Annotated in this window: 17 protein-coding genes; 9 read left to right on the top strand and 8 right to left on the bottom strand. The window is 58.1% G+C overall.

Annotated features, from left to right (window positions below; translation table 11 throughout):
* Positions 1 to 27 precede the first annotated feature (27 nt).
* From GOX45_RS10500 to GOX45_RS10480, 5 genes are read right to left on the bottom strand one after another with little or no spacing between them, the layout of a single operon-like run.
* Positions 28 to 1,380, bottom strand: coding sequence for a CoA transferase (locus tag GOX45_RS10500; RefSeq protein ID WP_171100616.1), 1,353 nt, complete (start codon positions 1,378 to 1,380; stop codon positions 28 to 30).
* Complete coding sequence (locus tag GOX45_RS10495) at positions 1,377 to 2,531, bottom strand: ABC transporter permease (RefSeq protein WP_171100614.1); 1,155 nt, start codon at positions 2,529 to 2,531, stop codon at positions 1,377 to 1,379. Before GOX45_RS10495 ends, GOX45_RS10500 begins: the two co-directional genes overlap by 4 nt.
* Positions 2,528 to 3,556, bottom strand: coding sequence for an ABC transporter permease (locus tag GOX45_RS10490; RefSeq protein ID WP_171100612.1), 1,029 nt, complete (start codon positions 3,554 to 3,556; stop codon positions 2,528 to 2,530). The genes GOX45_RS10495 and GOX45_RS10490 overlap by 4 nt, the downstream gene beginning before the upstream one ends.
* Before the next feature lie 14 nt (positions 3,557 to 3,570).
* A complete protein-coding gene (locus GOX45_RS10485; RefSeq protein ID WP_171100610.1) occupies positions 3,571 to 5,484 on the bottom strand; it encodes an ABC transporter substrate-binding protein in 1,914 nt (637 codons plus the stop codon).
* Positions 5,477 to 7,249, bottom strand: a complete 1,773-nt coding sequence (locus tag GOX45_RS10480; protein ID WP_171100608.1) for an ABC transporter ATP-binding protein — start codon at positions 7,247 to 7,249, stop codon at positions 5,477 to 5,479. Before GOX45_RS10480 ends, GOX45_RS10485 begins: the two co-directional genes overlap by 8 nt.
* 229 nt (positions 7,250 to 7,478) lie before the next feature.
* Here GOX45_RS10480 and GOX45_RS10475 point away from each other — a divergent pair, with 229 nt between their 5' ends.
* From GOX45_RS10475 to GOX45_RS10445, 7 genes are all read left to right on the top strand, one after another.
* Entirely contained in the window at positions 7,479 to 7,976 is a 498-nt protein-coding gene (locus GOX45_RS10475; RefSeq protein ID WP_171100606.1) for a class I SAM-dependent methyltransferase, read from the top strand.
* A gap of 75 nt (positions 7,977 to 8,051) precedes the next feature.
* Positions 8,052 to 8,681: a glutathione S-transferase family protein gene (locus GOX45_RS10470; protein WP_171100604.1), complete on the top strand. Its 630-nt coding sequence runs from the start codon at positions 8,052 to 8,054 to the stop codon at positions 8,679 to 8,681.
* Positions 8,682 to 8,787: 106 nt separating this feature from the next.
* Complete coding sequence (locus GOX45_RS10465) at positions 8,788 to 11,190, top strand: FAD-dependent oxidoreductase (protein ID WP_171100602.1); 2,403 nt, start codon at positions 8,788 to 8,790, stop codon at positions 11,188 to 11,190.
* Complete coding sequence (locus GOX45_RS10460) at positions 11,190 to 12,743, top strand: trimethylamine methyltransferase family protein (RefSeq protein ID WP_171100600.1); 1,554 nt, start codon at positions 11,190 to 11,192, stop codon at positions 12,741 to 12,743. The genes GOX45_RS10465 and GOX45_RS10460 overlap by 1 nt, the downstream gene beginning before the upstream one ends.
* The gene (locus GOX45_RS10455) at positions 12,744 to 13,418 is read left to right on the top strand and encodes a TetR/AcrR family transcriptional regulator (protein ID WP_171100598.1); all 675 of its coding nucleotides are present in this window, start codon (positions 12,744 to 12,746) and stop codon (positions 13,416 to 13,418) included.
* The gene (locus tag GOX45_RS10450; RefSeq protein WP_171100596.1) at positions 13,415 to 14,719 is read left to right on the top strand and encodes an FAD-binding oxidoreductase; all 1,305 of its coding nucleotides are present in this window, start codon (positions 13,415 to 13,417) and stop codon (positions 14,717 to 14,719) included. The genes GOX45_RS10455 and GOX45_RS10450 overlap by 4 nt, the downstream gene beginning before the upstream one ends.
* Positions 14,720 to 14,771: 52 nt before the next feature.
* Complete coding sequence (locus GOX45_RS10445) at positions 14,772 to 15,572, top strand: hypothetical protein (protein WP_254445990.1); 801 nt, start codon at positions 14,772 to 14,774, stop codon at positions 15,570 to 15,572.
* Here the strand turns inward: GOX45_RS10445 and GOX45_RS10440 are convergent.
* Positions 15,470 to 18,913: an indolepyruvate ferredoxin oxidoreductase family protein gene (locus tag GOX45_RS10440; protein ID WP_171100595.1), complete on the bottom strand. Its 3,444-nt coding sequence runs from the start codon at positions 18,911 to 18,913 to the stop codon at positions 15,470 to 15,472. The two genes, GOX45_RS10445 and GOX45_RS10440, sit on opposite strands and share 103 nt — an antisense overlap.
* 140 nt (positions 18,914 to 19,053) lie before the next feature.
* On the opposite strand from GOX45_RS10440, the gene GOX45_RS10435 reads away from it, so the two are divergent.
* Positions 19,054 to 19,515 (top strand): Lrp/AsnC family transcriptional regulator, encoded by a 462-nt coding sequence (locus tag GOX45_RS10435; RefSeq protein WP_171100593.1) that lies wholly within the window; start codon positions 19,054 to 19,056, stop codon positions 19,513 to 19,515.
* Here the strand turns inward: GOX45_RS10435 and GOX45_RS10430 are convergent.
* Positions 19,512 to 19,907, bottom strand: coding sequence for a DUF3307 domain-containing protein (locus GOX45_RS10430; protein ID WP_171100591.1), 396 nt, complete (start codon positions 19,905 to 19,907; stop codon positions 19,512 to 19,514). The two genes, GOX45_RS10435 and GOX45_RS10430, sit on opposite strands and share 4 nt — an antisense overlap.
* A gap of 213 nt (positions 19,908 to 20,120) precedes the next feature.
* On the opposite strand from GOX45_RS10430, the gene GOX45_RS10425 reads away from it, so the two are divergent.
* A complete protein-coding gene (locus tag GOX45_RS10425) occupies positions 20,121 to 23,117 on the top strand; it encodes an ABC transporter transmembrane domain-containing protein (RefSeq protein WP_171100723.1) in 2,997 nt (998 codons plus the stop codon).
* 6 nt (positions 23,118 to 23,123) lie between these two features.
* On the opposite strand, the gene GOX45_RS10420 is transcribed toward GOX45_RS10425, so the two are convergent.
* Positions 23,124 to 23,411: a helix-turn-helix transcriptional regulator gene (locus GOX45_RS10420; RefSeq protein ID WP_171100721.1), complete on the bottom strand. Its 288-nt coding sequence runs from the start codon at positions 23,409 to 23,411 to the stop codon at positions 23,124 to 23,126.
* Positions 23,412 to 23,494: the final 83 nt, after the last annotated feature.

Genomic DNA, 23,494 nt, shown 5'->3' with positions numbered 1-23,494 from the left:
GGCCGCGCGTACCTCGCGGCGGGCGGGTTACGCGGCCAACATGGGCCAGTTGGCGGGCGCGGTGCCGAGCTTTGGCGCTGGCAGGTCCCAGACCATCTTTGCGGTGCCAACTGTCAGGGCCGAAGCCAGCCTGTGTCCGGGACCCCAGCCCGAGGCCTCGGTTTCAGGCGCGTAGTCTGACGCAGTGGCCGAAATTTTCGGACCTTCCACCCCTTTGGACAAGGTGGCCAACAATTCTGCCGTGCGCGCCAGCGACAGCTGGGCGTCCATAACCGACTGATCCGAGGTCGCCGCAGACAGTGCTGATAGCACAGCGGCGGCCAAGAGATAGCCTGTGGCATGGTCCAGCGCCTGAACCGGCAGGGGAGTGGGTTTGTCGGCATTGGCCCAAACGCGCCCGGCATCGGCGATACCGGCGCTCATCTGCACAAGGCTGTCAAAGCCGCGACGCCCGGCCCAGGGCCCTTGCCACCCATAAGCATCCAGCGTGACTTCGATCCGGTCGGGCGCCAACTCATCACGTTTGGCCTTGGTTAGGCCCAGAGCGTCCAGCGCGCCGGGGCGATACCCATGCACAAACACATCCGCCTCGCGCAGCAAATCGTGCAGCTTTTGCAAACCTGCTTCGGTTTTGAGATCCAGATAGGCGCAGGTTTTGCCCAGCGAAATGTCCGGGATCACTCCGGGCTCGTCCCAACCCGGGGGGTCTATCCGTAGAACGTCGGCTCCGAACCCCGCAAGCGTACGGGTCGAGACCGGACCGGCCAGAATGCGCGTCATGTCCAACACGCGCAACCCGGCAAGCGGACGCGACTGTGTGGCCTGAGGGCGGTCGCGCAGATGGACCTTGCGTGGGCTGTTCCATCCGATCAGCGGTTCGCGCGCCACGGCTCGGCCCTGCGGATGGTCTTGCCAGTCTGACCGGCTGCGCATAGCGGCAGCCGCTCCACCCTGAGCAACGATGGCAGCCTCCAACGCGCTGGCGTTCCAGGTTTTGAGCGCCTCGGCCACACGATCACGTTCCGGCGCGACCTCAAGGACTTTCAACGCGGCAGCGCGGTGGTGATCCAGATTGGTATGCAGCCGAATCCAACCATCGGCGGTTCTGTAATCCCCGGCAATCGCATCCCACAGGCTGGGCATTTCCCATCCCTCGGGCTTGAACGAAAAACCAAACCACAAAGAGGCAAGCCGGTGGTCCACTGTGATCTCTGGCGACTGCGCCGTAAGATTTAGCGCTGTGGTCAACCGGGCAAGCTCTTGCCCTACGGCTGCAAAGCTGGCGGTGGCCAGTTCCGACACCGCAAAGGCGCTGGGCAAATATCCCTCACCGGTGACAGTATAGGTGTCAGGCGCGGGTAGGGAGGACAGCAGTGTCATTGCTGATAGGGGTCCAGACTGTCGCGCAGCCCGTCGCCCAGAAAGTTGAAGGCCAGAACAATCACAATGATCGGAAGCATCGGGATCGCCGTCCAGGGATAGATTTCGATCGAGGCGAGGTTCTGGGCGTCGTTCAGCATCACGCCCCAACTGACCGCCGGTGCGCGCAGTCCCAGCCCAAGGAAGCTGAGCGCGGTCTCGCCGAGGATCATGGCAGGGATCGATAGCGTGGCCGAGGCAATGAGGTGCGACATGAAGTTTGGCAACAAGTGCTTGCGGATCACACGGCCGGAACTGGCCCCCATCATCTCAGCGGCGCGTACGTATTCTTCTTCGCGCAAAGACAGGAATTTGGCGCGGACGGATCGCGCCAGACCGGGCCAATCGAGGATGCCCAGAATGATCGAGATGATGAAGAACACCGCCACTGGGCTCCAATTTGAAGGGACAGCAGCAGACAGGGCCAGCCAGAGGGGCAGTTCGGGCAAGGACCGCAGGATTTCGATCACTCGGTTGATCACCCAGTCAATCCTGCCCCCAAAATACCCGGCAATCGAGCCGAAGAGGATGCCGAGGAAGAACGAGACCGAAATGCCGATCAAGCCCACTGTCAATGAAAGCTGTGCCCCGTAGAGGATACGGCTGAACACGTCGCGTCCCAGCCTGTCAGAGCCCCACAGGAACAGTGTCGCGCCTTCGGGCGGGCAGAACAGATGTGTGTCTGAGGTGATCAAACCTGCCAGCTTGTATTCGGTGCCTTCACAGAAAAACTTGATCTTACGCGGGTCCTCAAGATCGGGCGTGAAGGTCCATTGAAAGGTCTCAAGATCTGCTTCGGCCACAATCGGATAGACATGCGGGCCGATGAATTCTCCGTCATGGAACCAGTGGATCGATTGCGGCGGTGCATAAAGATGCTCGCCATTGCGTTCGTTTGGTCCATAGGGTGCGATGAAGCCGGCAAAGGGCAGCATCAGATAGCACAGCAGCAGGAAAACACCCGAAATCAAACCCAGTTTGTGGGTTTTGAACTTGCGCCAGACCAGCACCCAATTGGGCGCGTCCAGGTCTGCGCGCTCGACCTGTTGCAGCGCGGCATCGGGATCAAAAGGCGCATCGTCGACATAGCGACCGTCGGGGCGTTTGGTCATGCTTCACGCCCCTCATAGCGAATGCGCGGGTCAAGCATGACCAGCAGAATGTCAGAAATCATGGTGCCGATCAGGGTCAGCAGCGCGACAAACATCAGAATGAAAGCCGACAGGAACTGATCTTGCGTCTTGAGCGCGGTCAGCAGTGTCGGGCCGATGGTTTGAAGCCCCAGCACAACCGAGACCAGAACCGAGCCGGAGACCATCGATGGCAACAGGTTGCCGATGTCGGCCACAAAAGGGTTAAAGGCGATGCGCAGGGGGTATTTCGTCAACATGCGCGACGGCGCCATGCCTTTGGCCACAGCGGTTTCCACGTAAGGTTTACCCAGCTCGTCCAGCATGTTGGCCCGAAGGCGTTGCATCATCGCCGACGCGCCCGAGGTGCCGATCACAAAGGTGGGCACGATCAGGTGCAGTAGGATGGATTTCATCTTGTCCCAGCTCATCGGCTGGCCTTCGTAGATCGGGTCCATGAGGCCACCGATTGGCAGGTTGAAATATTGATGGCCATAGTAAAACAGGATCAACGCCAGCAAGAAGTTCGGCGTGGCCAGGCCCAGATAACCGACAAAGGCCGAGGTGTAGTCGATCCATGTGCGCGACTTGGCGGCTGCCAGCACCCCTAAGGGAAGGGCCACCGCGTAAACAAACAGGATCGCAGCCAGATTGACCACCGCGGTCAGCCACAGCGAGTCACCCACGATCTCGGCCACCGGGCGGTCAAATTCGAAGGACCATCCGTAATTGCCCTGGATCAGCCCGTCAAACCCGTTTGGCCCGGACCAGAACCCCATCCAGATCAGGTATTGTTCCCACAAGGGACGGTCCAGCGCATATTCCTGACGCAGAAATTCAGCTTTCGCCACACCTGCGGACTGGCCCGAGGCCTGAAGCTCGGTGATCTGGTTGCTGAGGTAATCGCCGGGCGGCAGGTTGATGATGATGAAGATCAGCACCGACACCACCAGCAGTGTCAGCAGCATCGTGAAAAAGCGATACACCGCATAGCGCAGCATGACCATATTGTGGCTCCTGCTCAGTCGGCGAAGAAGAATTCGTCCGGCCGGTGGATGCCGAAATGCGCGCCGGGCTCCCAGGCCCACATGGCTTGTTCGGGTACATTGCGCAGGCGGTTCGAAACCACAATCGGCTGCGGTGCGCCGTTCAGAATGCCGATGCCATAAAGCTGGTCGGCATGAATTTTCAACATCTCGGTCCAGACGGCCTTACGCTCTTCATCCGAGGTCGCGACTTCCCAATCATGCGCAAGCGCCATCAGACGTTCTGCCTCGGGCATGTCGGGTGCTTCGCCTGCGCTGCCGCCGGTTTGATAGAACTGCCCCCATTTTGGCCAGGCGAGAAACACCTGGTCGGTCGGCGCCAGATAGGCCGGTGATGTGTGCATTTGCGGGATGCCGTCATCCCAGCCGAACCAGACAGAGGCCATTGTGGTGCCCGCAAAGACTCGATTGCGCAGGATGTCCCGATCCAGCGGGCGCATGACCAACTTGACGCCAATGTCGCGCCAATTGTCGGTGACGATCTGCAAAGCGTTTTCAACCTCTTGCCGTTCACCGGCGGTTTCGACGATCAATTCCATCGGGCGGCCATCTGGCAGCAGCCGAATGCCGCTGCCATCACGCTCGGTCAGCCCCGCCTCGTCCAGAAGGGCATTGGCCTGATCCATATCGTACTGTGCCCAGGCCTGCGCATTGGCTTCGTCATAGAAGGGCGAAGCAGGCAAAACAGACATCGCACCCGGTTTTGCCAGCTTGAAATACAGCGCCTGATTGATCGTCTTGCGATCGATTGCAAGCGACAGGGCGCGGCGCACACGCACGTCACGCAGCACGTCGCGCCAGACCTCATCTTCATAGTTCAGGTTCGGATAGATCGCGACCTGAGACGCCACACCGGTTTTCCAGAGCAGCGTCTTATAATCCCCCTGTGCTTCGCCTTTTTTCAGGATCGAGGCATCCCGGAATGACAAGCCACGGCCCTGAAGATCGCTTTCACCAGCGTTGGTCTTGGCGGCCACCAGACCGGGGGCCACAATCTCCATCTCGACCACGTCGATATAGGGCAGTTGGACACCGTTGGTATCGACTCGGTGGTAGAAGGGATTGCGTACGAAATTATGCCGGATCTTCTTGCCCGAGCTGGCATTCAGCCAAGGCTGCAACGTTGGCAATTCGTGATTGTCGAACTTATAGAGGTTATCCAGCTTGTTGTGCAGAGCGGCCCAACTGGTCACACGCGCGTCTTCGACCTCGAACTCCAGATCCTCGGTATTGGCATAGTTTTCGTGGTACTTCTTCAGAAACGCCGATGGCCGGTAGATGAAAGGTGGCCGGGCCTGCGCCAGAGATTGCAGGAAGTTCGGGTTTGGATCGTCCCACTCGAACACAACGGTTGTTTCATCGGGGAAGGTGACAGTGGGCGGTTTGCCCTCAACCAGCAGAAAGTCTGGCGGGCCCGAGGGGCTGAGTGCCTCGTGATTGGCGACATCTTCCCACCAATAGCGGAAATCTTCAGAGGTAAACGGCGACCCGTCCGACCATTTGTGGCCTTCGCGCAGGTTCAGAGTGAACTTACGATTGTTCTCGTTCTCAAACGACTCAAGAATATCTGGCGCCAGTTCATAGTTCTGGTCAAAACCTACAAGCCGCGCATAGCCATAAACGACCATCTGCCGGACGTCCTTGTTGCGCGTCACCATCGTGCGCAGCGTTCCACCCGGTTTGCCAATCTCGCGCCCTTTTGCCGCCAAGTCTACGATCAGCGGCTCTGCTGGGATACGTTCGGCCACGGGCGGTAGATTGCCAGCGGCGACTTCGCTTTGCCAGAACTGGCTTTCCTGCAGGTCAGGCGGGGTCGCGGCCCAGCCAGGCAATACTCCGACCAGGGCCAGGGTCAGGCCCAAAAGTGATGTGCGAGTGGTCTTAAACATGGCAGCGTACCTTATGACCGGGCTCCAATTCTACCAATGAAGGTACCACGGAGTCCGTGAAACGGAAGGCTTCTTCCCAACTGTCCGGCGAACCCGCCCCCAATGCAACCATTTCCAGGTTGATTGGGCGGTTGATATCGGGTTCTGGCTGGGCAGCGATCAATGCCTTGGTGTACGGATGACGGGGGTTGTAGAAAAGAGTTTCGGGAGGCGCCTGTTCGACAACCATCCCCCGCCGCATGACCGCCACTTCGTCTGCGATCCGGGCGACAACCGCAAGATCGTGAGAAATGAACAGGTAGGACAGGTTCAACTCGGTCTGTAGTTTCTCTAGCAGCGTCAGGATCTGTTCCTGCACCGAGACGTCCAGCGCCGATGTGGGTTCATCACAAACGATCAGGGTCGGGTCCAGCATCAGCGCGCGGGCGATCGACAAACGCTGTCTTTGCCCTCCGGAAAACGCATGTGGATAGCGTTTCAACATATCGGGGTTCATACCGACCCAGCGCAACATCTCGGCCGCTTTTTCACGGTGTTCGGCGGCTGAGCCCAGTCTGTGGATTTCCAGCGGTTCTGTCAGCGCGTCCTGAATGCGCATACGGGGGCTGAGCGAGCTGTAGGGGTCTTGAAATACCATTTGCGCTTTGCGCTGAAATGCGGTGCGCTCGGCTTTGGTCATTTGGTGAACTGTGATCGGCTCGGCTTCGGCGGTTGTTCGGAAAAGAACTTGACCACCGGGATCGGGCAGCTCTGCCCCAAGTGCGATCCGGGCAGCCGTGGTCTTGCCCGAGCCACTTTCCCCGACGATTGCCAGAGTTTTCCCACGCCCCAACTTAAGATCCACACCACGACAGGCATGTATCAACCGGTCTGCTTTCCAGCCCTTCGTTGCACGCATCTGATAGGTTTTGCTGACATCTTTCATTTCGAGGATAAGATCCTCGTGTGGCATTGGCGTTGCGCCTTCATTGTGTTCCGGAATCTCCGGTGCCGCATCGAAAAGCTGCTTTGTGTAGGGATGCGCGGGATCCGACAGGATCAACTCGGCGGGACCGGATTCCATGATCCGGCCCTTGTGCATCACCACGACCTTTTCGGCCATGTTGGCGACGACACCCAGATCGTGGGTCACAAGGATCAAGGCCATGCCGGTCTCACGCTGCAATTCCTTGATGAGGCCCAGAACCTGAGCTTGCGTCGTGACGTCCAATGCCGTTGTCGGTTCATCCGCAATCAACAGATCAGGCTTGGCCACCATCGCCATCGCGATCATAGCACGCTGTCGCATGCCGCCGGACAGCTCAAACGGGTACGAGTCATAGGCCCGCTCGGGATCGGGAAACCCAACCCGTTCAAACTGAGTCAGAACCTTTTTGCGGGCTTCGGCTTCGGATATTTTTCCGTGCAGCCAAAGCACTTCGCTTACCTGATTGCCGATCTTGTGCAGGGGCGAAAGCGAGCGCATAGGCTCCTGAAAGATCATTGAAACGCGATTGCCTCGAATATCGCGCATCTCGCGTTCACTGATCTTTGTCAAATCCGCTTGCCCATAAGAGTCATTCAGCGTAATCGACCCGGACCGGATCTGGGCAGTACGTGGCAGAATACGCAACGCCGCGCGGCACGAGATGGTCTTCCCCGAGCCGGATTCACCAACCAAAGCAAGCGTTTGGCCGGGGTCCACTTCAAAACTGACATCTTGGACAACATCAGCGCCCGCGCCGAACCCGATGCTCAGGTTCTTTACGGACAGCAATGCCGTCATGCGGGCGTCCCACCCGTTTGGCCGTGTTTTCCCATCGGCTGATTGTTCTCCCTGACTTTTTTCACCAGTTTCGCGCGGTTAGGGCAGACTAGTCAAACACCTTCTTTAGCAGAATTGTCGCGGTTTCGTGAAATCAAGGCAGATTGCCTACACAAGTTGTTTATTTTTTGCCATCTAGGCGCAGTCTGACACCAAATTGGTGTCGGTTACTCAAGCAAGAGGGTTATTCGTGTCCGATCATCAAAGCCGCCTTGATCTTTTTATCGACCGTATGGTGTCGCAACGCGCGTGTCTTGATTTTGCGATTGCTCAGACTGCGCACATGACGGGCCCGGTCTTTGAGCTGGGATTGGGGAACGGGCGCACCTATCATCACATGGTTCGCCACATTCAAGGACGGCCGATCTATGTGTTCGAGCGTGCTGTAGCTTCTCATCCTGATTCGACACCACCCGAGGATCTGGTGATCCTTGGTGACGTGCGCAATACGCTGCCAGCGTCTGTTGCGCGCTTCGGCGCGTCGGCAAGTTTGATCCATGCGGATCTGGGCGGGCACAACCGGGAAAAGAACGACAAGTTCGCGCGATTTGTCTCACCCCTGATCGAGCCGTTGCTTGCGCCTGGTGGGATGATGGTGTCCAGCGACCGGATGTATTTCGATGGCATGTCCGAGCTGCCTCTGCCGCAAGGTGCGGTCGAAGGACGTTGCTTTGTCTATCAGCGTTGATCGTAAAAAGGGCTCGCCGTAGCACGCTGATGCGGTCTAACCTTTGAGCGATTCAAAGGACAAGAGATCGCGCAGATGCTATTTTATGACTGTTCCACCGCCCCCAATCCGCGTCGAGCACGCATGTTTATCGCCGAGAAAGGGCTGCAAATCGAAACCCATGAGGTCTCGATCGCCAAGGGGGAGCAGCTGCAAGCGGATTTCCGCGCTGTGAACCCGCGCGCAACTCTGCCGGTACTTGTCACGGATGAAGGGACGGTTCTCACCGAAAACCTTGGCATCGCAGCCTATCTTGAAGCTCGCTTCCCCGAGCCGCCCTTGATGGGGCGCAGCGCGGATGAGCAGGGTTTGGTATTGATGTGGAACGCGATCGCCGAGCAGCAAGGCGGCGCACCGATCGCAGATGTTTTGCGCAACACGCATCCGGCCTTCGAGAACCGTGCCATTCCCGGGCCCATCGACTATGCGCAGGTTCCCGAAATCGCCGAGCGCGGGCGCGCACGCGTTGCGGCTTTTTTTGATCTGCTGGAAACGCGTTTGCAGGATAGCCCGTATCTGGCCGGTGATCGCTTTACGCTGGCCGATATCACGACATTTGTCTTTGTCGACTTTGCGCGGGTCATCAAGATGCGCCCGGAGGCGCGGCATGGGGCTGCGTTGACGTGGCTCGATAAGATCAAGGCACGTCCAAGCGCCCAGCTCTAGGCCGAATTCGCTTGAGTTGGGCTTGCGAAGCCGACTGTACAGAAATGTCTAGACAGAAGTGATTAGTGCTTTTAGCGTCCCTGCGAGTCATTCAGCGGAGGTCGGAATGAAATCGCAGTATCGCGTTGTTGTCATTGGTGGCGGCGTTGTGGGCGCCTCGGTTCTGTATCACCTGGCCAAGTTCGGCTGGTCGGATGTGGTTATGCTGGAACGTCGGCGTCTGGCCTCGGGGTCGTCCTGGCACGCGGCGGGCGGCATCCACGCACTGAACGCGGATCCCAACATGGCATCGCTTCAGGCCTACACGATCGACTTGCTGAGCGAGATCGAAAAGGAATCGGGTCAGAATATTGGCCTGCACATGACCGGTGGTCTGACACTGGCCGGCACGCCCGAACGGTGGGAATGGTTGCAGGCCAACTACCGTATCTTCCAATCCATCGGCATTGATGATTGCGAGCTACTGACCCCCGAAGAGGCGCAGAAACGTTGCCCGATCATGTCGACCGACGGCGTGTTAGGCGCGATGTGGGCGGATCGCGAAGGCTATATCGACACGACCGGAACGGTTCAGGCCTATGCCACCGCTGCCAAAAAGCGCGGCGCAGAGTATTACGAGGAAACCAAGGTCGAAAGCCTGACCCAGACAGCAGAGGGCTGGCAAGTGGTGACCGACAAGGGCACCATCAGTTGCGAGCATGTGGTCAACGCAGCGGGTCTTTGGGCCAAGCAAGTGGGCCGAATGGCGGGCGTTGAGCTGCCGGTCTCGCCGCTCAAGCACCATTATCTGATCACTGACACTGTGCCCGAGGTTGCAGCTGCGGATTTTGAGATGCCGATGACCGTGGACCTCGAAGGTTTCACCTATATGCGGCAGGACCAAAAGGGCGTTTTGGTTGGCATCTATGAGGTCGATCACGAACACTGGGCGATGGACGGCGCACCGTGGAATTATGGCGAAGAGCTGTTTCAAGAGCAGCTGGATCGCATCGAGAATGAACTGACGCTTGGGTTCGAGCGTTATCCTTCGATTCAGAACGTAGGCATCAAGACCTGGGTGAACGGTGCGTTCACCTTCTCGCCCGATGGCAATCCGTTGGTCGGGCCGGTTCCGGGCAAGCGCGGCTATTGGTCGGCCTGTGCCGTGATGGCCGGATTCCTGCAAGGCGGCGGCGTTGGCAAAACACTGGCCGAATGGATGATCCACGGCGAGCCCGAGGCTGACGCCTGGCCGATGGACGTGGCGCGTTACGGCGATTTCGCGCAGAACAAACGTTACATCCGCGAAACCACTGGCCAGTTCTATTCGCGCCGCTTCGTGATGACCTATCCGAACGAGCAATTGCCGGCGGGTCGCCCGCTGAAAATGGCTCCGGCCCATGACGCAATGACCGAAGCGGGGTGCAAATGGGGCGTGAGCTGGGATTTGGAAGTACCGCTGTATTTTGCCCCGAAAGGGTTTGAGGAAACGCCCACGCTAAAACGGTCGAACGCTCATGATATCGTGGCCGAGGAATGCAAGGTGATCCGTGAAGGCGCGGGCCTGCTGGATATCACCGGCTTTTCCCGGTTCGAGGTCTGCGGTCCGAATGCCGAGGCTTGGCTGGACAAGGTGATGGCCTCAAAGCTGCCCGCGCCGGGCCGCGCCAAGCTGGCCCCGATGCTGGGCGCGAACGGGCGGCTCAAGGGTGATCTGACCGTTCTGAACTGGGGCGACGGTACCTGGTGGATCATGGGGAGCTATTACCTGCGCGCCTGGCATATGCGCTGGTTCGATGACCATATGATCGAAGGCGTGTCGGTCCGCGATCTGGGGGAGGAATATTGCGGCTTTGCTGTGGTTGGCCCGAAATCGCAGGCTGTGGTCGAAAAGCTGGCGGAACAGGACATTTCAGCCCTGAAATTCATGGGCTGCGGCGAATTCGATATCGGACTGGTCCGCGCGCGTGTGGCGCGCATGTCGGTGACCGGTGAGAAAGGTTATGAGATCAATTGTCGTTATGGCGACCATATTACCCTGCGCCGTATGTTGCTGGAGGCCGGTGCGGCCGAGGGCATCCGGGAGTGCGGGTTCAATGCGATGCTGTCGACCCGGCTAGAGAAAAGCTTTGGCATCTGGTCGGCTGAGTTCACGCAGCTTTACACGCCCGGTATGACCGGCATGGATCGCTGGATCGACTGGAGCAAAGACTTTGTCGGTAAGGACGCTGCTCTTGCCGAACGGGATGGCAACGGTCCGGCGCAAGTGCAGGTGACGCTTGAGGTGGATGCTCTGGACGCAGATGCCAGCGGCTATGAGCCCATCTGGGCTGGGGAGGAGCGCGTGGGCTTCGTCACCTCCGGGGGCTATGGCCACTATACTGGTAAATCGCTTGCCATGGCGTTGGTCAACCGCGACATGGCCGAGCCCGGGACCGAATTGTCGGTGCATGTGGTGGGTGTTGAACGCCCGGCACGAGTTATTGCCCCATCGCCCTATGATCCACAAGGCAAGGCGATGAGGGGCTGATGGCTGAGGCTCAGACCGGGGGGCGCGGGCGACGGCGTCGGGGCAGGGGAGCAGACAGTGCGCCCGCGCCCAGCCGCGATGTCAATTACCGCCAATTGCGCAACCCCTTCCCGCTGATGGAGGTGTTTCCGGCCGACCAGATCGCCGACATGCACGAAACAGCGCTGCGTCTGTTGCAGGAGCTCGGCATCAAGGTTTTGCTGCCCGAGGCCCGCAAGATCTATGCCAAAGGCGGGGCCCGTGTGGATGAAGATAGCGAAATGGTCTTTATCGGGCGCGATATGGTCGAGGCTGCGGTGGCTTCGGCTCCGAAATCCATTGACTGTCGTGCAGGCGCACGGCGGCGGGATTTCACGCTTGAGCTGGGGTCATTGGTCTTTCAGCCCGGCGCAGGGGCACCCAACGCCACCGATCTGGAACGCGGCCGACGACCTGCAACAGGGCAGGATTATCTGGAGTTTCTAAAGCTTACACATCACTTTGATGTCTTCCAGATGATATCACCCCAGGTCGAGCCGCAGGATGTGCCAACCAATGTCCGGCACTACTTCACCACTCAGGCGCAGATGGAACTGACGGACAAGTTCCCCTTCTTCTTCTCGCGCGGAACGCCGCAGGTGATGGACTGTTTCGAGATGTTGTCCATTGCACGCGGACTGGATGACGACGCATTCAATGCAGCGCCCCACTGCTATACGATCATCAACACCAACAGCCCGCGAACCTTGGATATCCCCATGGCCCAAGGGTTGATCGATTTCGCGCGCCATGGGCAGATGTCGATAATTACGCCCTTTACGCTGATGGGGGCGATGGCGCCGATCACCGTGGCCGGGGCGATTACACTGTCCCATGCCGAAGCACTGGCAGCACTGACCCTGACTCAGCTGACCAAGCCGGGTGCGCCTGTCTGCTATGGAACCTTCACAAGCAATGTCGACATGAAATCGGGCGCGCCCGCGTTTGGGACGCCCTCGCACTTTCAGGCCTCACTGGCTGCGGGCCAGCTGGCGCGTCATGTCGGATTGCCCTGGCGTTCGGCGGCGGGCTCGGCGGCGAATATCAATGATGTTCAGGCGGCCAATGAAAACCAGTTTGGCCTTTGGGGGTGCCTCATGGCCGGGGCGACGGTGATCATTCACTCGGCTGGCTGGCTTGAAGGCGGCTTGACCGTGTCTTTCGAGAAGATGATTTGTGACGCCGAGGTGCTGAACATGGTGGCCGAGCTGTGTGCCGGTACGCAGGCCGGACCTGCCGAGATCGGATTTGACACCGCGCTGAAGGAAGTTGACCCCAGCGGGCATTTCTTTGCCACCAGCCAGACGATGGAGCGGTATAACACTGCATTCTACGAGCCGCATCTGCATGACTATGCCAATTTCGGAACCTGGGCCGAGCGGGGTGCAGTCGATGCCAATGCACGTGCCACCGGTGTCTGGAAGGATATCCTGACCAATTTCAAAGCCCCGCCATCCGATCTGGACCGTATTGGCGCGCTGAAAGATTTTATCGCGCGTCGCAAAGAACAGGGCGGCGCACCGCCGGAGAGTTAAATGAACACCAAACCCATCCTCCACCGCGACGACCCAAAGGCGGAACCCTTGATCGGCAACATCAAGGTCACGCGCGACGATTGGCTGAACGTGGCCATGGATGTGCTGATCTCGGACGGGGTTGATCAGATCAAGGTAATGAATCTGGCCGAGCGGATGGCGGTCTCGCGCTCGTCTTTCTATTGGTATTTCAAATCCAAGCAGGAGCTTTTTGATGCGCTTTTGGCCAAATGGCAGGCGCTCAATACCGCTGGGCTGATTGCGCAGGCCGAGCTTGCGGCCCCGACGATCACGGCGGCGGTGTGCAATGTGCACCGCTGTGTGGTGAACGCCGAGCTTTTTGATACCGCATTGGATTTTGCCGTGCGCGACTGGGCGCGCAAATCGGGCAAGGTGCGGCGTATGCTGGATCAATCCGACGCGCGTCGCCTTGCGGCCCTACGTGCGATGTTTGCCCGCTATGGCTATGACGAAACCGAGGCCGAGACCCGCGCGCGCGTGCTCTACTACATGCAGATCGGATACGATTTGGCACAGCTGAACGAGCCGCTGGCCGCACGTCTGTCGATGGTGCCGCATTATCTTTTTGTCTTCACCGGTGTTGAGCCCCGCAAGGAAGAGATTGAGGAATTCAGCGCCTATGCAATACACTATTGGGAAGGAGCAGGGTCATGAGCCAGCCTGACGCAATCATTATCGGCACCGGCGTGATCGGCGCGGCCATCGCGTTCGAGATGTCAAAGGCCGGATGGAAGACCCTGTCGCTGGATCGCAACGCTCAGGTGGGGCATGGATCGACCGCCGGGTCCTGCGCGATCATTCGGATGCATTATTCAACGCTCGATGGCACGGCCTTCGCCTGGGAGGGCTATCACTATTGGCGCGATTGGGCCGGGTATCTTGGCTTGCCCGACAGCGCAGATCTGGCTCAGTTCAAAGAGACCGGGTGTCTGGTGATGAAGACCGAGGCGAATGGTCATTTGGACAAGCACATGACCTATAGCGCCGAACTGGATTGCCCGTTCGAGGAATGGACACCCCAGCAGATCATGGATCGTTTACCGATCTACAATCTGGACAGTTTCGCCCCGGCGCGCCGGATGGATGATCCGGAGTTCGGGCAGCCCAACGGTGCGCAGTTGCAGGGCGCTGTGTTCTGGCCCAAGGCGGGATATGTCACGGATCCGGCCTTGTCGGCTCAAAACCTGATGGCAGCGGCCAAGCAGCGCGGGGCCGAGGTGAGAACCGGTGCCGAGGTGGTCGAGATCCTGCAAAGTGGTGGCCGTGTCGCGGGGGTCAAACTGGCTTCGGGCGAAGAAATTCATGCCAGTGTGGTGGTGAACGTTGCGGGCCCGGGCTCGGCCCATATCAACGGGATGGCCGGTGTGCTGGAGGATATGACGATCGAAACCCGGCCCTTACGGCAAGAGGTGGTGCATGTTCCTGCACCCGAGGGCTTTGATTTCGAGACGCAGGGCACAATCGTGTCGGACAGTGACATTGCGCTCTATTGTAGGCCCGAACATGGCAACCATATTCTGATCGGGTCAGAAGATCCGGATTGCGATCCGCATCAATGGTGCGCCGATGACACCTCGTACAATCACGACTTCACCGATCAATGGACCACGCAAGCCATGCGTTATGCGCAACGGGTGCCCAGCCTTGGCATTCCGTCAAAAACGCGCGGGGTGGTGGATTTGTACGACGCGTCGACCGATTGGATCCCGATCTATGACAAATCCAGCCTACCGGGGTTCTACATGGCCTGTGGCACCAGCGGGAACCAATACAAGAACGCGCCCATTGCCGGAAAGATGATGGCCGCTTTGATCGACTATGTTGAAGGTGGGGCCGATCACGATGCACAGCCCTTGCATTTCAAGCTGCCCTATATCGGGCGCAGCATCGATGTGGGCTTCTATTCCCGCAAGCGACCGATCAATACAGACAGCAGTTTTTCCGTTCTGGGCTAGACGCAACGGGGTTTCGGCCTAACTTGGGGTCTGAGAACCTGAGGGGTGCGCCATGGCTGATAATCGACCAAACGTTCTGATCCTTGGCAGTGCACCATCCGCGATTGCGGCGCACGACTGGTCTCGGCAGGGCTTTAGCCATATCGTTGCGATCAACAACGCTTGGCGTATTCGGTCGGATTGGGACTATCTGATCCATCCTGAGGATTTTCCGGTTGAGAGCCGTCCCACAGATTTGCGACCCGGCCAGCGTATCATCACCGCTGAGGATTATGTGCCGTTACAAAACCAATTTGGCGGCTTTGTCTATGCGGGTGGCACCATGGCCTTTACGGCAGGTTATTGGGCGCTGGCCGCCTTGCAACCCGCAGTCATCGCCTTCTTCGGATGCGATATGGTCTATGCCAGTAAAGGCCAAACGCATTTCTACGGAAGAGGCACGGCAGACCCTTTGCGCCGCGATGTCACGCTGCGTTCGCTCGAGGCCAAGTCAGCCCGGCTAGCGCTGTTTGGGGCCGAGCAGAACTGCCGCGTTGTGCGGCTGTCTGCCGGGGAAAGCCGATTGGTTTTGCCCAGCGTTCCAGTGGAAGATCTTTCCAGCGCCGCCATGCCCTGCACGAATGCGATGCATCTACCGTTGGCGCGTGAGGCTGAGTGCGGGTATTTCGAACCATCAGGTCGGTATTGGGAGGTTGAACACAAATTTGACCCCGCCCGGATAGATGCCATCGACAGGTTGTGGCTGGACGCTTACGACCGCTCGGGCATGGCCCGCGTGGCCTTATCCGGGGTTCGGATCTTTGCAACCGACAACTTGGCGGCGTCAAACGCATCCGCGCGTACCGGGCCGTAGCCTCGAATCTCGTCCGCGCAAGAGAGTGCCTTGAACCACGCTTCCGCATTTGCATCGCTGTAGTCTTGGACCAATTGGTCCAGTAGAACGCGGTACCAGTCGAGGATGCTGTGGTGCAGCCGCGCCTCGCTGTGATAGCCGAACGGATTCAATTTGCTTCCGCGCAGGCTTTTCATACGCGATAGCGCGCCTAAAACAGGTTGCATCCAGGGTCCAAACGACTGTTTGCGCGGACGGCCTTTGTCGTCGTTGCTCCAGCTGAAAACAGGCGGTGCCATATGGTAGGATATGGTTGGGTTCCCTTCGAATTGATCTTCCAATTCACGCGCGAAATCTGCGTGCGTCATAAGACGGGCCACTTCAAATTCGTCCTTGTAGGCCATGAAACGAAACAGATTTCGGGCGACAGATCCTAGCAGAGCATCGCTTGCATTCGGGAGCGCGCGCCGTATTTGCTCCAGCCGACCCGTATAAACCTGCGCATAATCCGAGTTCTGGTAGTCGGTCAGAAACGCTGTGCGGCGATCGATCATCTGTTGCAACGTTTCTTCTGAAGGCTCCGGCGCGGTGAATTGCGTCACCCGGTCTGGCGCTGCGGCCATCGCGCGACCGATCGCAAAGGCCAGACGGTTCTTTTCGATGGCAACACCGTTCAGCTCAATCGCTTGTGCCAGGGCCACGTCCGAGACTGGAACCAACCCTTTTTGCCAGGCCGTGCCCAACAGGATGACATTGGCAAAAACCGTATCGCCAAGCACCTGTTCGGCCACTGCGTTGGCGTCATAGCCCCAAAGGTTTTCTGTGCCCACAACGGAACGGATCGCCTGTTCCCGGTCATCGCAGTGCAGTTGCGCGTCGCGTCGCAAAACCAGATCCCCGGTCGGCATTTCTGCGCGGTTCAGAACAACTTGTGTCCCCGCGCGGTAATGCGCGGATGCTTTCGGGGCCGAGCTGACCACGATATCGCACCCGATCACCGCGTCAGCGGCGCTTTGATCAATGCGCACTTGATTCAGCGCCTCGGGTGATGCGCCCAGCCGGATATAGCTGAGAACCGTGCCGAATTTTTGCGCGAAACCGGTGAAATCTAGAACGGATGCGCCTTTGCCTTCCAGATGCGCGGCCATGGTAATCAGCGCGCCAACGGTGACAACACCCGTACCTCCAACACCTGTGACCAGCAGGTCAAAGGGCGTCTCAAGAGTAGCCAGAACAGGGTGCGGCAGGTCAGCCTCAAGCTGTGCCACGTCAAGATCAATACCGCGCTTTTTTCGGGTTGCACCCTCTACGGTGACAAAGCTGGGGCAAAAGCCGTTCAGGCAGGAAAAATCCTTGTTGCAAGAACTCAGATTGATCTTGCGCTTGCGACCCAACGGGGTGTCCTTGGGCTCGACGCTCAGGCAGTTCGACGCGATGGAACAATCACCACAGCCTTCGCACACCAGATCGTTGATCCAGACAAAACGATCCGGGTCCTCCATAGTGCCGCGCTTGCGACGACGACGCTTTTCCGTGGCGCAGGTCTGTTCATAGATCAGGACAGTCACTCCGGGGATTTCCCGAAGCTCGCGTTGCAGACGGTCCAGATCCGCGCGGTCGTGAAAGCTGGTTCGGGCCGGAAAGTCCGAGCGGTGGAATTTCGAGATGTCGTCAGACACCAACGCGATGCGTTCGACCCCTTCTGCCCGGCAGGTTTGCGCAATCCCGGCGACGCTGACCGGGCCATCGACCGGCTGGCCACCGGTCATGGCGACCGCATCGTTGTAGAGGATCTTGTAGGTGATATTTGTCCCCGCAGCGACAGCTTGCCGGATCGCAAGTGACCCGGAATGGTACCATGTGCCTTCGCCCAGGTTCTGGAAAATATGTTTGCCACCGTTGAATTGCGAGGCGACCACATGCGGAACCCCTTCGCCACCCATCTGTGCATACCCCACGGTTTGACGATCCATCCAGGACGCCATGACATGGCAGCCAATTCCACTGGCCGCTGTCGAGCCTTCGGGCACTTTGGTCGAGCTGTTATGCGGGCAACCCGAGCAGAAATAGGGCGTCCGCGTTGCACCCGGAACGGAAATCAGCTGCGGTGGTGTGTCCGTCAGGGCCCTGGCCTTGGCGGGCAGGTTCTCTTCGGGGAAAAACGCGTTCAACCGCGCCGCCACGATGGGGGCCAGCATCAGAGGGCTCAGCTCACCGGTCCAGGGGATGAGTGGCTCACCATGGCTGTCATATTTGCCAACCATCTTGTGCGGCTTGTCGCCGGGCCAGTCGTAGAAATATTCCTTGAACTGACTTTCAATGATCCCGCGTTTTTCTTCAACAACCAACACCTCGGCCTTGCCCTTCACAAAGCGCAGCGCATTGCGCCGGGCCAGGGGCCAGACCATGCCGACTTTGTAGATATCGATGCCCAGACGACGACAGGCAGCCTCATCCAACCCCAGCAGACGCAGCGCCTCCATCAGGTCCAGATGGCCCTTGCCTGTGGTGACAAAGCCGAACTTGGCCTGTTCGATGTTATAGATCCGACGGTCGATCGGGTTGGCTTCGGCAAAGGCGCGCACCGCGCGCAGCTTGTGCTGAATGCGTGTCTCAATCTCGACCGAAGGCAGATCGGCACTGCGGACATGCAGACCGTTAGAGGGCAATTCAATCTGTGGCAGGGTAAAACGACGATCCGGCTGCAGCTCGACCGAGCGTGCGCTTTCGACGGTTTCCGAGATCGCCTTGAACCCGACCCAGGTGCCCGAGAAACGGGACAGCGCAAACCCGTATTCGCCGAAGGCGAGGTATTCATCGACCGAGGCCGGGTTCAGCGTTGGCATGAACCAGGACATGAACGCCACATCCGACTGATGCGGCATCGACGAGCTGACACAGCCATGATCGTCACCCGCAACCACCAGCACGCCGCCTTTCGGGGCCGACCCATAAGCGTTGCCATGTTTGAGAGCGTCTCCAGACCGATCTACGCCCGGGCCTTTCCCGTACCACATCGAGAATATCCCCTCGACCTCACAATGCGGGTCCAGCGTCGCTTGCTGCGCCCCCAGCACGGCGGTGGCGCCCAGGTCTTCGTTGACGGCGGGCATAAAGGTGATGCGATCTGCGCGCAGCCGGTCTTTGGCATGCCACAGTTCCAGATCCAACCCGCCCAAGGGTGAGCCTCGATAGCCAGATACAAATCCCGCTGTATTCAAGCCTGCCTGCCTGTCACGTCGAGCCTGATCCATCATGATCCGCGCCAGCGCTTGTGTGCCGGTCAGAAACACGCGCCCTTTGGTCAGATCATAACGGTCCTGCAATTGGTATTTGCGGTGGTTCGGGCCATGAAAGCTCATGCGATTCACTCATTGGCTGCAACTGGGTGCGTAAGTCTAACGCCTGTCGCGCGAAGAGATTTGCCAAAATCACCAAGATTTCCTAAAACGTGCGGACAGATTATTCGAAATATATCCTTAGAAAGGGTAATTCTGCCTAAATGCTGGATTTAAGTGACAAAGACCGCCGTATCATCGACCTCTTGCAGCGCGACAGTCGCATGTCGAATGCAGACCTTGCGGAAGCTGTCGGAATGTCCGCCTCGGCGCTGTGGAGGCGTGTGAAGGCGTTGGAAGACGCAGGTATCGTCGAACGCTATGGTGCCGTCGTCGACCCAGCCGCAATGGGCCTGAGTTTCGAAGCGATTGTGCATGTGCACCTGACACGGCATGACCCGGAACGGATCAAGGATTTCATGCGCTCGATCGACATCAGCCCAGAGGTGCAGGAATGCTATGCCACAACGGGGCAGGCCGACTATCATCTGCGTGTGCTGTGCAGGGATCTGGCGGCTTACAATGATTTTCTGGAAGACTTTCTCTTCCGACTACCTGCGGTTGCCAGCGCCCAGACAAATGTTGTCCTGCGCACCATCAAGCGAAATCGCCCAATTGTGCCTTAGGGGTGCACCACAAAGGTCACCCAGGCCCAGGCCATCGCGATATAGGTCAGGTTGTGCATGCATTGATCCAATCCCGCAGCGCGCCAAAACGCGGCCTGATTGGGTTGAAGCTGTTTTTTGTCTGAATAGCTGGCTTTGAAAAAATCGATATGGAAATGAACAACCCATTCAAGAGCCGCGATGACAACGATGAACTCGATCGGCGCGCGCATGATGGCAAAAACAACAACAGAGCCCACAACGTGCACAGCCGCATGTTGCGCTCGCCCGATATGGAAATATACACCGCGCCCTGAAAGCATCTTGGGCGTCTGCAAATAGTAGTCGGCGAACATGTGTTTTACGTGCAGAAGAGCCAGCAGTAAAAGCACGGTGCCAAATGTGGCAGGCAAACGGATCCTCCCAATGTCATCCCGACTCGAAGACTAGGGCGGAATGAACCGATGCGCAAATGAACTTGTTCACACGGGCAAAAATGGACTTGTTATGCGTTTTTATTTGCGTCGCGCGATACGATTACGATAGATTCGAACTGTTGTATTCGCGTCGAAATCAGTGAGTTATACGACGAAGCAATTGCAGGGGCCGGCGCCATAGAACGCACGATCTTTCGGTTCATCTGGAAATACTCGAAGCGCGACCAGCTTATTCTTCTGGCCGTTACGTCGACGCTGTTTCCGTTGCTTTACCTGACGCTTGAGCTGCCCAAGCGGATCATCAACGACGCCATCGGTGCGTCCAGTTCGATCGTCAACGTTTGGGGCTATAGCCTGCCACAGACCACCTTTCTGGTGATCCTGTGCTTTGCCTTTCTGCTGGCTGTTCTTGCCCACGGCATCATGAAGATGCGCATCAACACCATGAAAGGGGTGTTGAGCGAACGTATGCTGCGCCGGTTTCGGTATCAGTTGACCAGCCGCGCCTTGCGATTTCCGCAGCCCTATTTTGAACGGGTCAGCCAGGGCGAAATGGTGTCGATGATCACCGCCGAAAGTGAACCGATGGGCGGGTTGATGGGCGACGCGATCAGCCAGCCGGTGCTGCAAGCTGGGCAGATGATCACGATCCTGTCATTTCTGTTCTTGCAAAGCTTCTGGTTCGGACTAGCAGCGGTTGCGCTGATCCCGCTGCAAGCCTGGCTGATCCCCAAGCTTCAACGACAGATCAATCTGCTCAACAAGAAGCGCATTCAGGAAGTGCGTGTTCTGGCCGCGCAGATCGGTGAGAACGCCGCCGGCGCCGCGACCTTGCGGGCCAATGGCGGCTGGCGTTATCGCCGCGCCATGATCTCGGATCAGCTGGGGCGTCTGTTCGCCATCCGGTTCGAGATCTATCAGAAAAAGTTCTTTATGAAGTTCATCAACAACTTCATCTCGCAACTGACACCTTTCATGTTTTATCTGGTTGGCGGTCTGCTGGTGCTGCAGGGCTCGGTCTCGCTGGGTGCGCTTGTGGCTGCGCTGGCGGCCTACAAGGATCTCAGCTCACCGTGGAAAGAGCTGTTGGCCTATTACAACCAGACACAGGATATGGCGCTGCGCTGGGACGTGGTGATTGAGCGGTTTGCGCCCCCTGGTATGCAGGACGAAGCGTTGTTCGAAGGTGAGCCCGAAAGCCGACCGCATTTGCGGGGGGACATTCATCTCAACAATGTCTCGGTGCGGGACATGGATGGCAATCAGGTTCTGGACGATCTGAACCTGACCTTCCCCGGTGGCAAGACAATAGGTATCGCCGCGCCCAGCGAGGAAGATCGCCGCGCGGTTGCCGAGCTGCTGACCCGCGAGATTCTGCCGGGGTCTGGCAGCGTAACGATCGGTGATGTGAACCTGTCCGGCTTGCATCAGGCTGTGGTCGCTGCCCGCATCGGCTATGCGACATCCCGACCGGTGATGTTTCAGGGTTCATTGGGCGACAATGTCATGATGCCGATGCGGTTTCGACCGCAAGACAACACATCGAACAATCCGGACTTTGCCGAAACTCTGCGTGCAGGCAATAGCAGTGATCCGTTTGAAGCCGAATGGCTGGATCCGTCGCTGGCCCATGTCGAATCAGAAAAAGAGCTGCGGGATTGGTGGTTGCAGCTGATTGATGGCATGGGGTCGGGGGCGGCCCTGTTTCAACGCGGTGCCGAACAGATGTTCGACGCCGAAGCGCGCCCCGCATTGGCCCAAAAACTGGTCGAGTTGCGGCCAAAGGTGCAGAGCGCGGTACGTGAAGCAGGTTTGGAACAGCAGGCGTTGGTCTTTGACCAGAACACCTATAACTCTGCTTTGCCCGTGGCCGAGAACCTTCTGTTTGCCACACCTCGCGTTCCGGTCACGCAAGAGATGTTGGCCAAACAAACTGTCTTTTTAGGCCAATTGCGCGAGTTGGGTCTGGATGAAACCCTGATTGATCTGACCCGCGACGTGATCGAGATGCTTCGTCAGATCTTCGGGTTGGACGGTACAGATCACCCCTTGTTCCGAAAGTTGGGGCTTGAGGCGCAGACATATGAAACTGCCGTGGACCTGATTGACCGTACGCGCAACGAAGGTGCTGCGGGTCTCGACAATGAGCAACTGGCGAACCTGTTGGCCGTACCATTTGCGATTTCGGCGGAACAGATTGGCCCCGCCTTTACGGATGAGTTGAAGACGCGAATTCTTGAATTGCGCGCAAGCCACTCGGAAGAGCTGTTGCAACCGTTGCTGGATGTCTTTGTACCGCTCGATCCGGAAAAGTCCGCGCCCGGCTTGACCGTGATGGAAAACGCGCTGTTCGGTAAAATCAGTCAGATCGGCGGCTCACGCTCGGACGAGGTGCGCAAATTGATTGTGGATGTGTTGTCCGAAAATGGCGCGCGCCCGCTTGTGATCGAGTTGATCTTTGATGTGCCGGTTGCTTTGGGTGGTCAGAACCTGCCAGCCTTGTTCGCCGAGCCGCTGGCCTTTACCCGTGCGACGATCAAGAAACCCGATATTCTGATCCTCGACAACGCACTGGCCAGCTATGACATGCAGACACAGGTCGCTGTCTACAAGAACTTGCGCGCTTTGTTGCCCGAAACAACTGTCATATACTTGAACGATCAATTCCAGAATCCTCAGGCATTCGACATGTTTGTCGAAATCCGACAGGGTCGTGTTGTGACGGATGAGGGGCCAGGCGACGTGGAGGAAGACAGCGCATCAGCAGCCGATCTGGCGCGTAAGCTACGCGCGTTGGAGCAAACGCCTCTGTTTTCGAGCCTTGATCGCAGGCAGCTGCGGCTACTTGCCTTTGGCGCGCAATGGTTCAACGCCAAGGCCGGAGAGGTGGTGTTTCTTAAGGATGATCAACCCACCGACGGTGCTTATGTCGTTCTGGAAGGCGAAGCAGGGCTATACCTGCCGCAACCGGACGGGCCGGATCAGTTGATCATGACAGCGGATGCCGGGTCTTTGGTCGGTGAATTGGGCCTTATCCGCAAAGAGCCGCGCGCGCTGAGCATGATCGCCGAAACCGATTTGTCCTGTCTGCGGATCGGGGAAGAGGAATTCATGGCCGTGGTCGAAAACGACTCAGCAACAGCGTTCAAACTGCTGCAGGTCATCGCGGGCTATGTTTCGAATTGAACTAGCTCAGGCGTCTGGCGCACAAAACAGATCATAAAGAACTCCGATGACCTTTTTGGTCTTTTCGTCGCTCAGAGTGTAGTAGATCGTCTTGCCTTCGCGCCGGGTCGATACAAGTTGTTCTTCGCGCAGACGCGCAAGCATCTGGCTTACAGCTGCCTGCCGCATTTGCAACAAATCTTCAAGCTGGCCAACCGAACGTTCGCCGGTGATCAGATGGCACAAGATCATCAGCCGCCCTTCATGGGCCAAAGCCTTTAAATAGGCAGAGGCCTTCTGAGCGTTTTCCTTCATGTCCACGGCAGTGGCTGACGCTTGAGGGTTCAGGTCCAATGAGGCCACGTGTTTTCCGGCTGGTTGTTCATGTTTGGGGCAAT

This window comes from Ruegeria sp. HKCCD7255 (assembly GCF_013031565.1).
Classification (GTDB): Bacteria; Pseudomonadota; Alphaproteobacteria; order Rhodobacterales; family Rhodobacteraceae; genus Ruegeria.
The sequence above is the reverse complement of the archived record's forward strand: the minus strand, read 5'-3'. Positions and strand labels throughout refer to the sequence as shown.

Bases quoted from the DNA above. Each gene is read 5' to 3' on its own strand.
- GOX45_RS10500 (WP_171100616.1), bottom strand. From the start codon at position 1,380: ATGACACTGCTGTCCTCCCTACCCGCGCCTGACACCTATACTGTCACC.
- GOX45_RS10495 (WP_171100614.1), bottom strand. From the start codon at position 2,531: ATGACCAAACGCCCCGACGGTCGCTATGTCGACGATGCGCCTTTTGAT.
- GOX45_RS10490 (WP_171100612.1), bottom strand. From the start codon at position 3,556: ATGGTCATGCTGCGCTATGCGGTGTATCGCTTTTTCACGATGCTGCTG.
- GOX45_RS10485 (WP_171100610.1), bottom strand. From the start codon at position 5,484: ATGTTTAAGACCACTCGCACATCACTTTTGGGCCTGACCCTGGCCCTG.
- GOX45_RS10480 (WP_171100608.1), bottom strand. From the start codon at position 7,249: ATGACGGCATTGCTGTCCGTAAAGAACCTGAGCATCGGGTTCGGCGCG.
- GOX45_RS10470 (WP_171100604.1), top strand. From the start codon at position 8,052: ATGCTATTTTATGACTGTTCCACCGCCCCCAATCCGCGTCGAGCACGC.
- GOX45_RS10465 (WP_171100602.1), top strand. From the start codon at position 8,788: ATGAAATCGCAGTATCGCGTTGTTGTCATTGGTGGCGGCGTTGTGGGC.
- GOX45_RS10460 (WP_171100600.1), top strand. From the start codon at position 11,190: ATGGCTGAGGCTCAGACCGGGGGGCGCGGGCGACGGCGTCGGGGCAGG.
- GOX45_RS10455 (WP_171100598.1), top strand. From the start codon at position 12,744: ATGAACACCAAACCCATCCTCCACCGCGACGACCCAAAGGCGGAACCC.
- GOX45_RS10450 (WP_171100596.1), top strand. From the start codon at position 13,415: ATGAGCCAGCCTGACGCAATCATTATCGGCACCGGCGTGATCGGCGCG.
- GOX45_RS10445 (WP_254445990.1), top strand. From the start codon at position 14,772: ATGGCTGATAATCGACCAAACGTTCTGATCCTTGGCAGTGCACCATCC.
- GOX45_RS10440 (WP_171100595.1), bottom strand. From the start codon at position 18,913: ATGAGCTTTCATGGCCCGAACCACCGCAAATACCAATTGCAGGACCGT.
- GOX45_RS10435 (WP_171100593.1), top strand. From the start codon at position 19,054: ATGCTGGATTTAAGTGACAAAGACCGCCGTATCATCGACCTCTTGCAG.
- GOX45_RS10420 (WP_171100721.1), bottom strand. From the start codon at position 23,411: ATGAAGGAAAACGCTCAGAAGGCCTCTGCCTATTTAAAGGCTTTGGCC.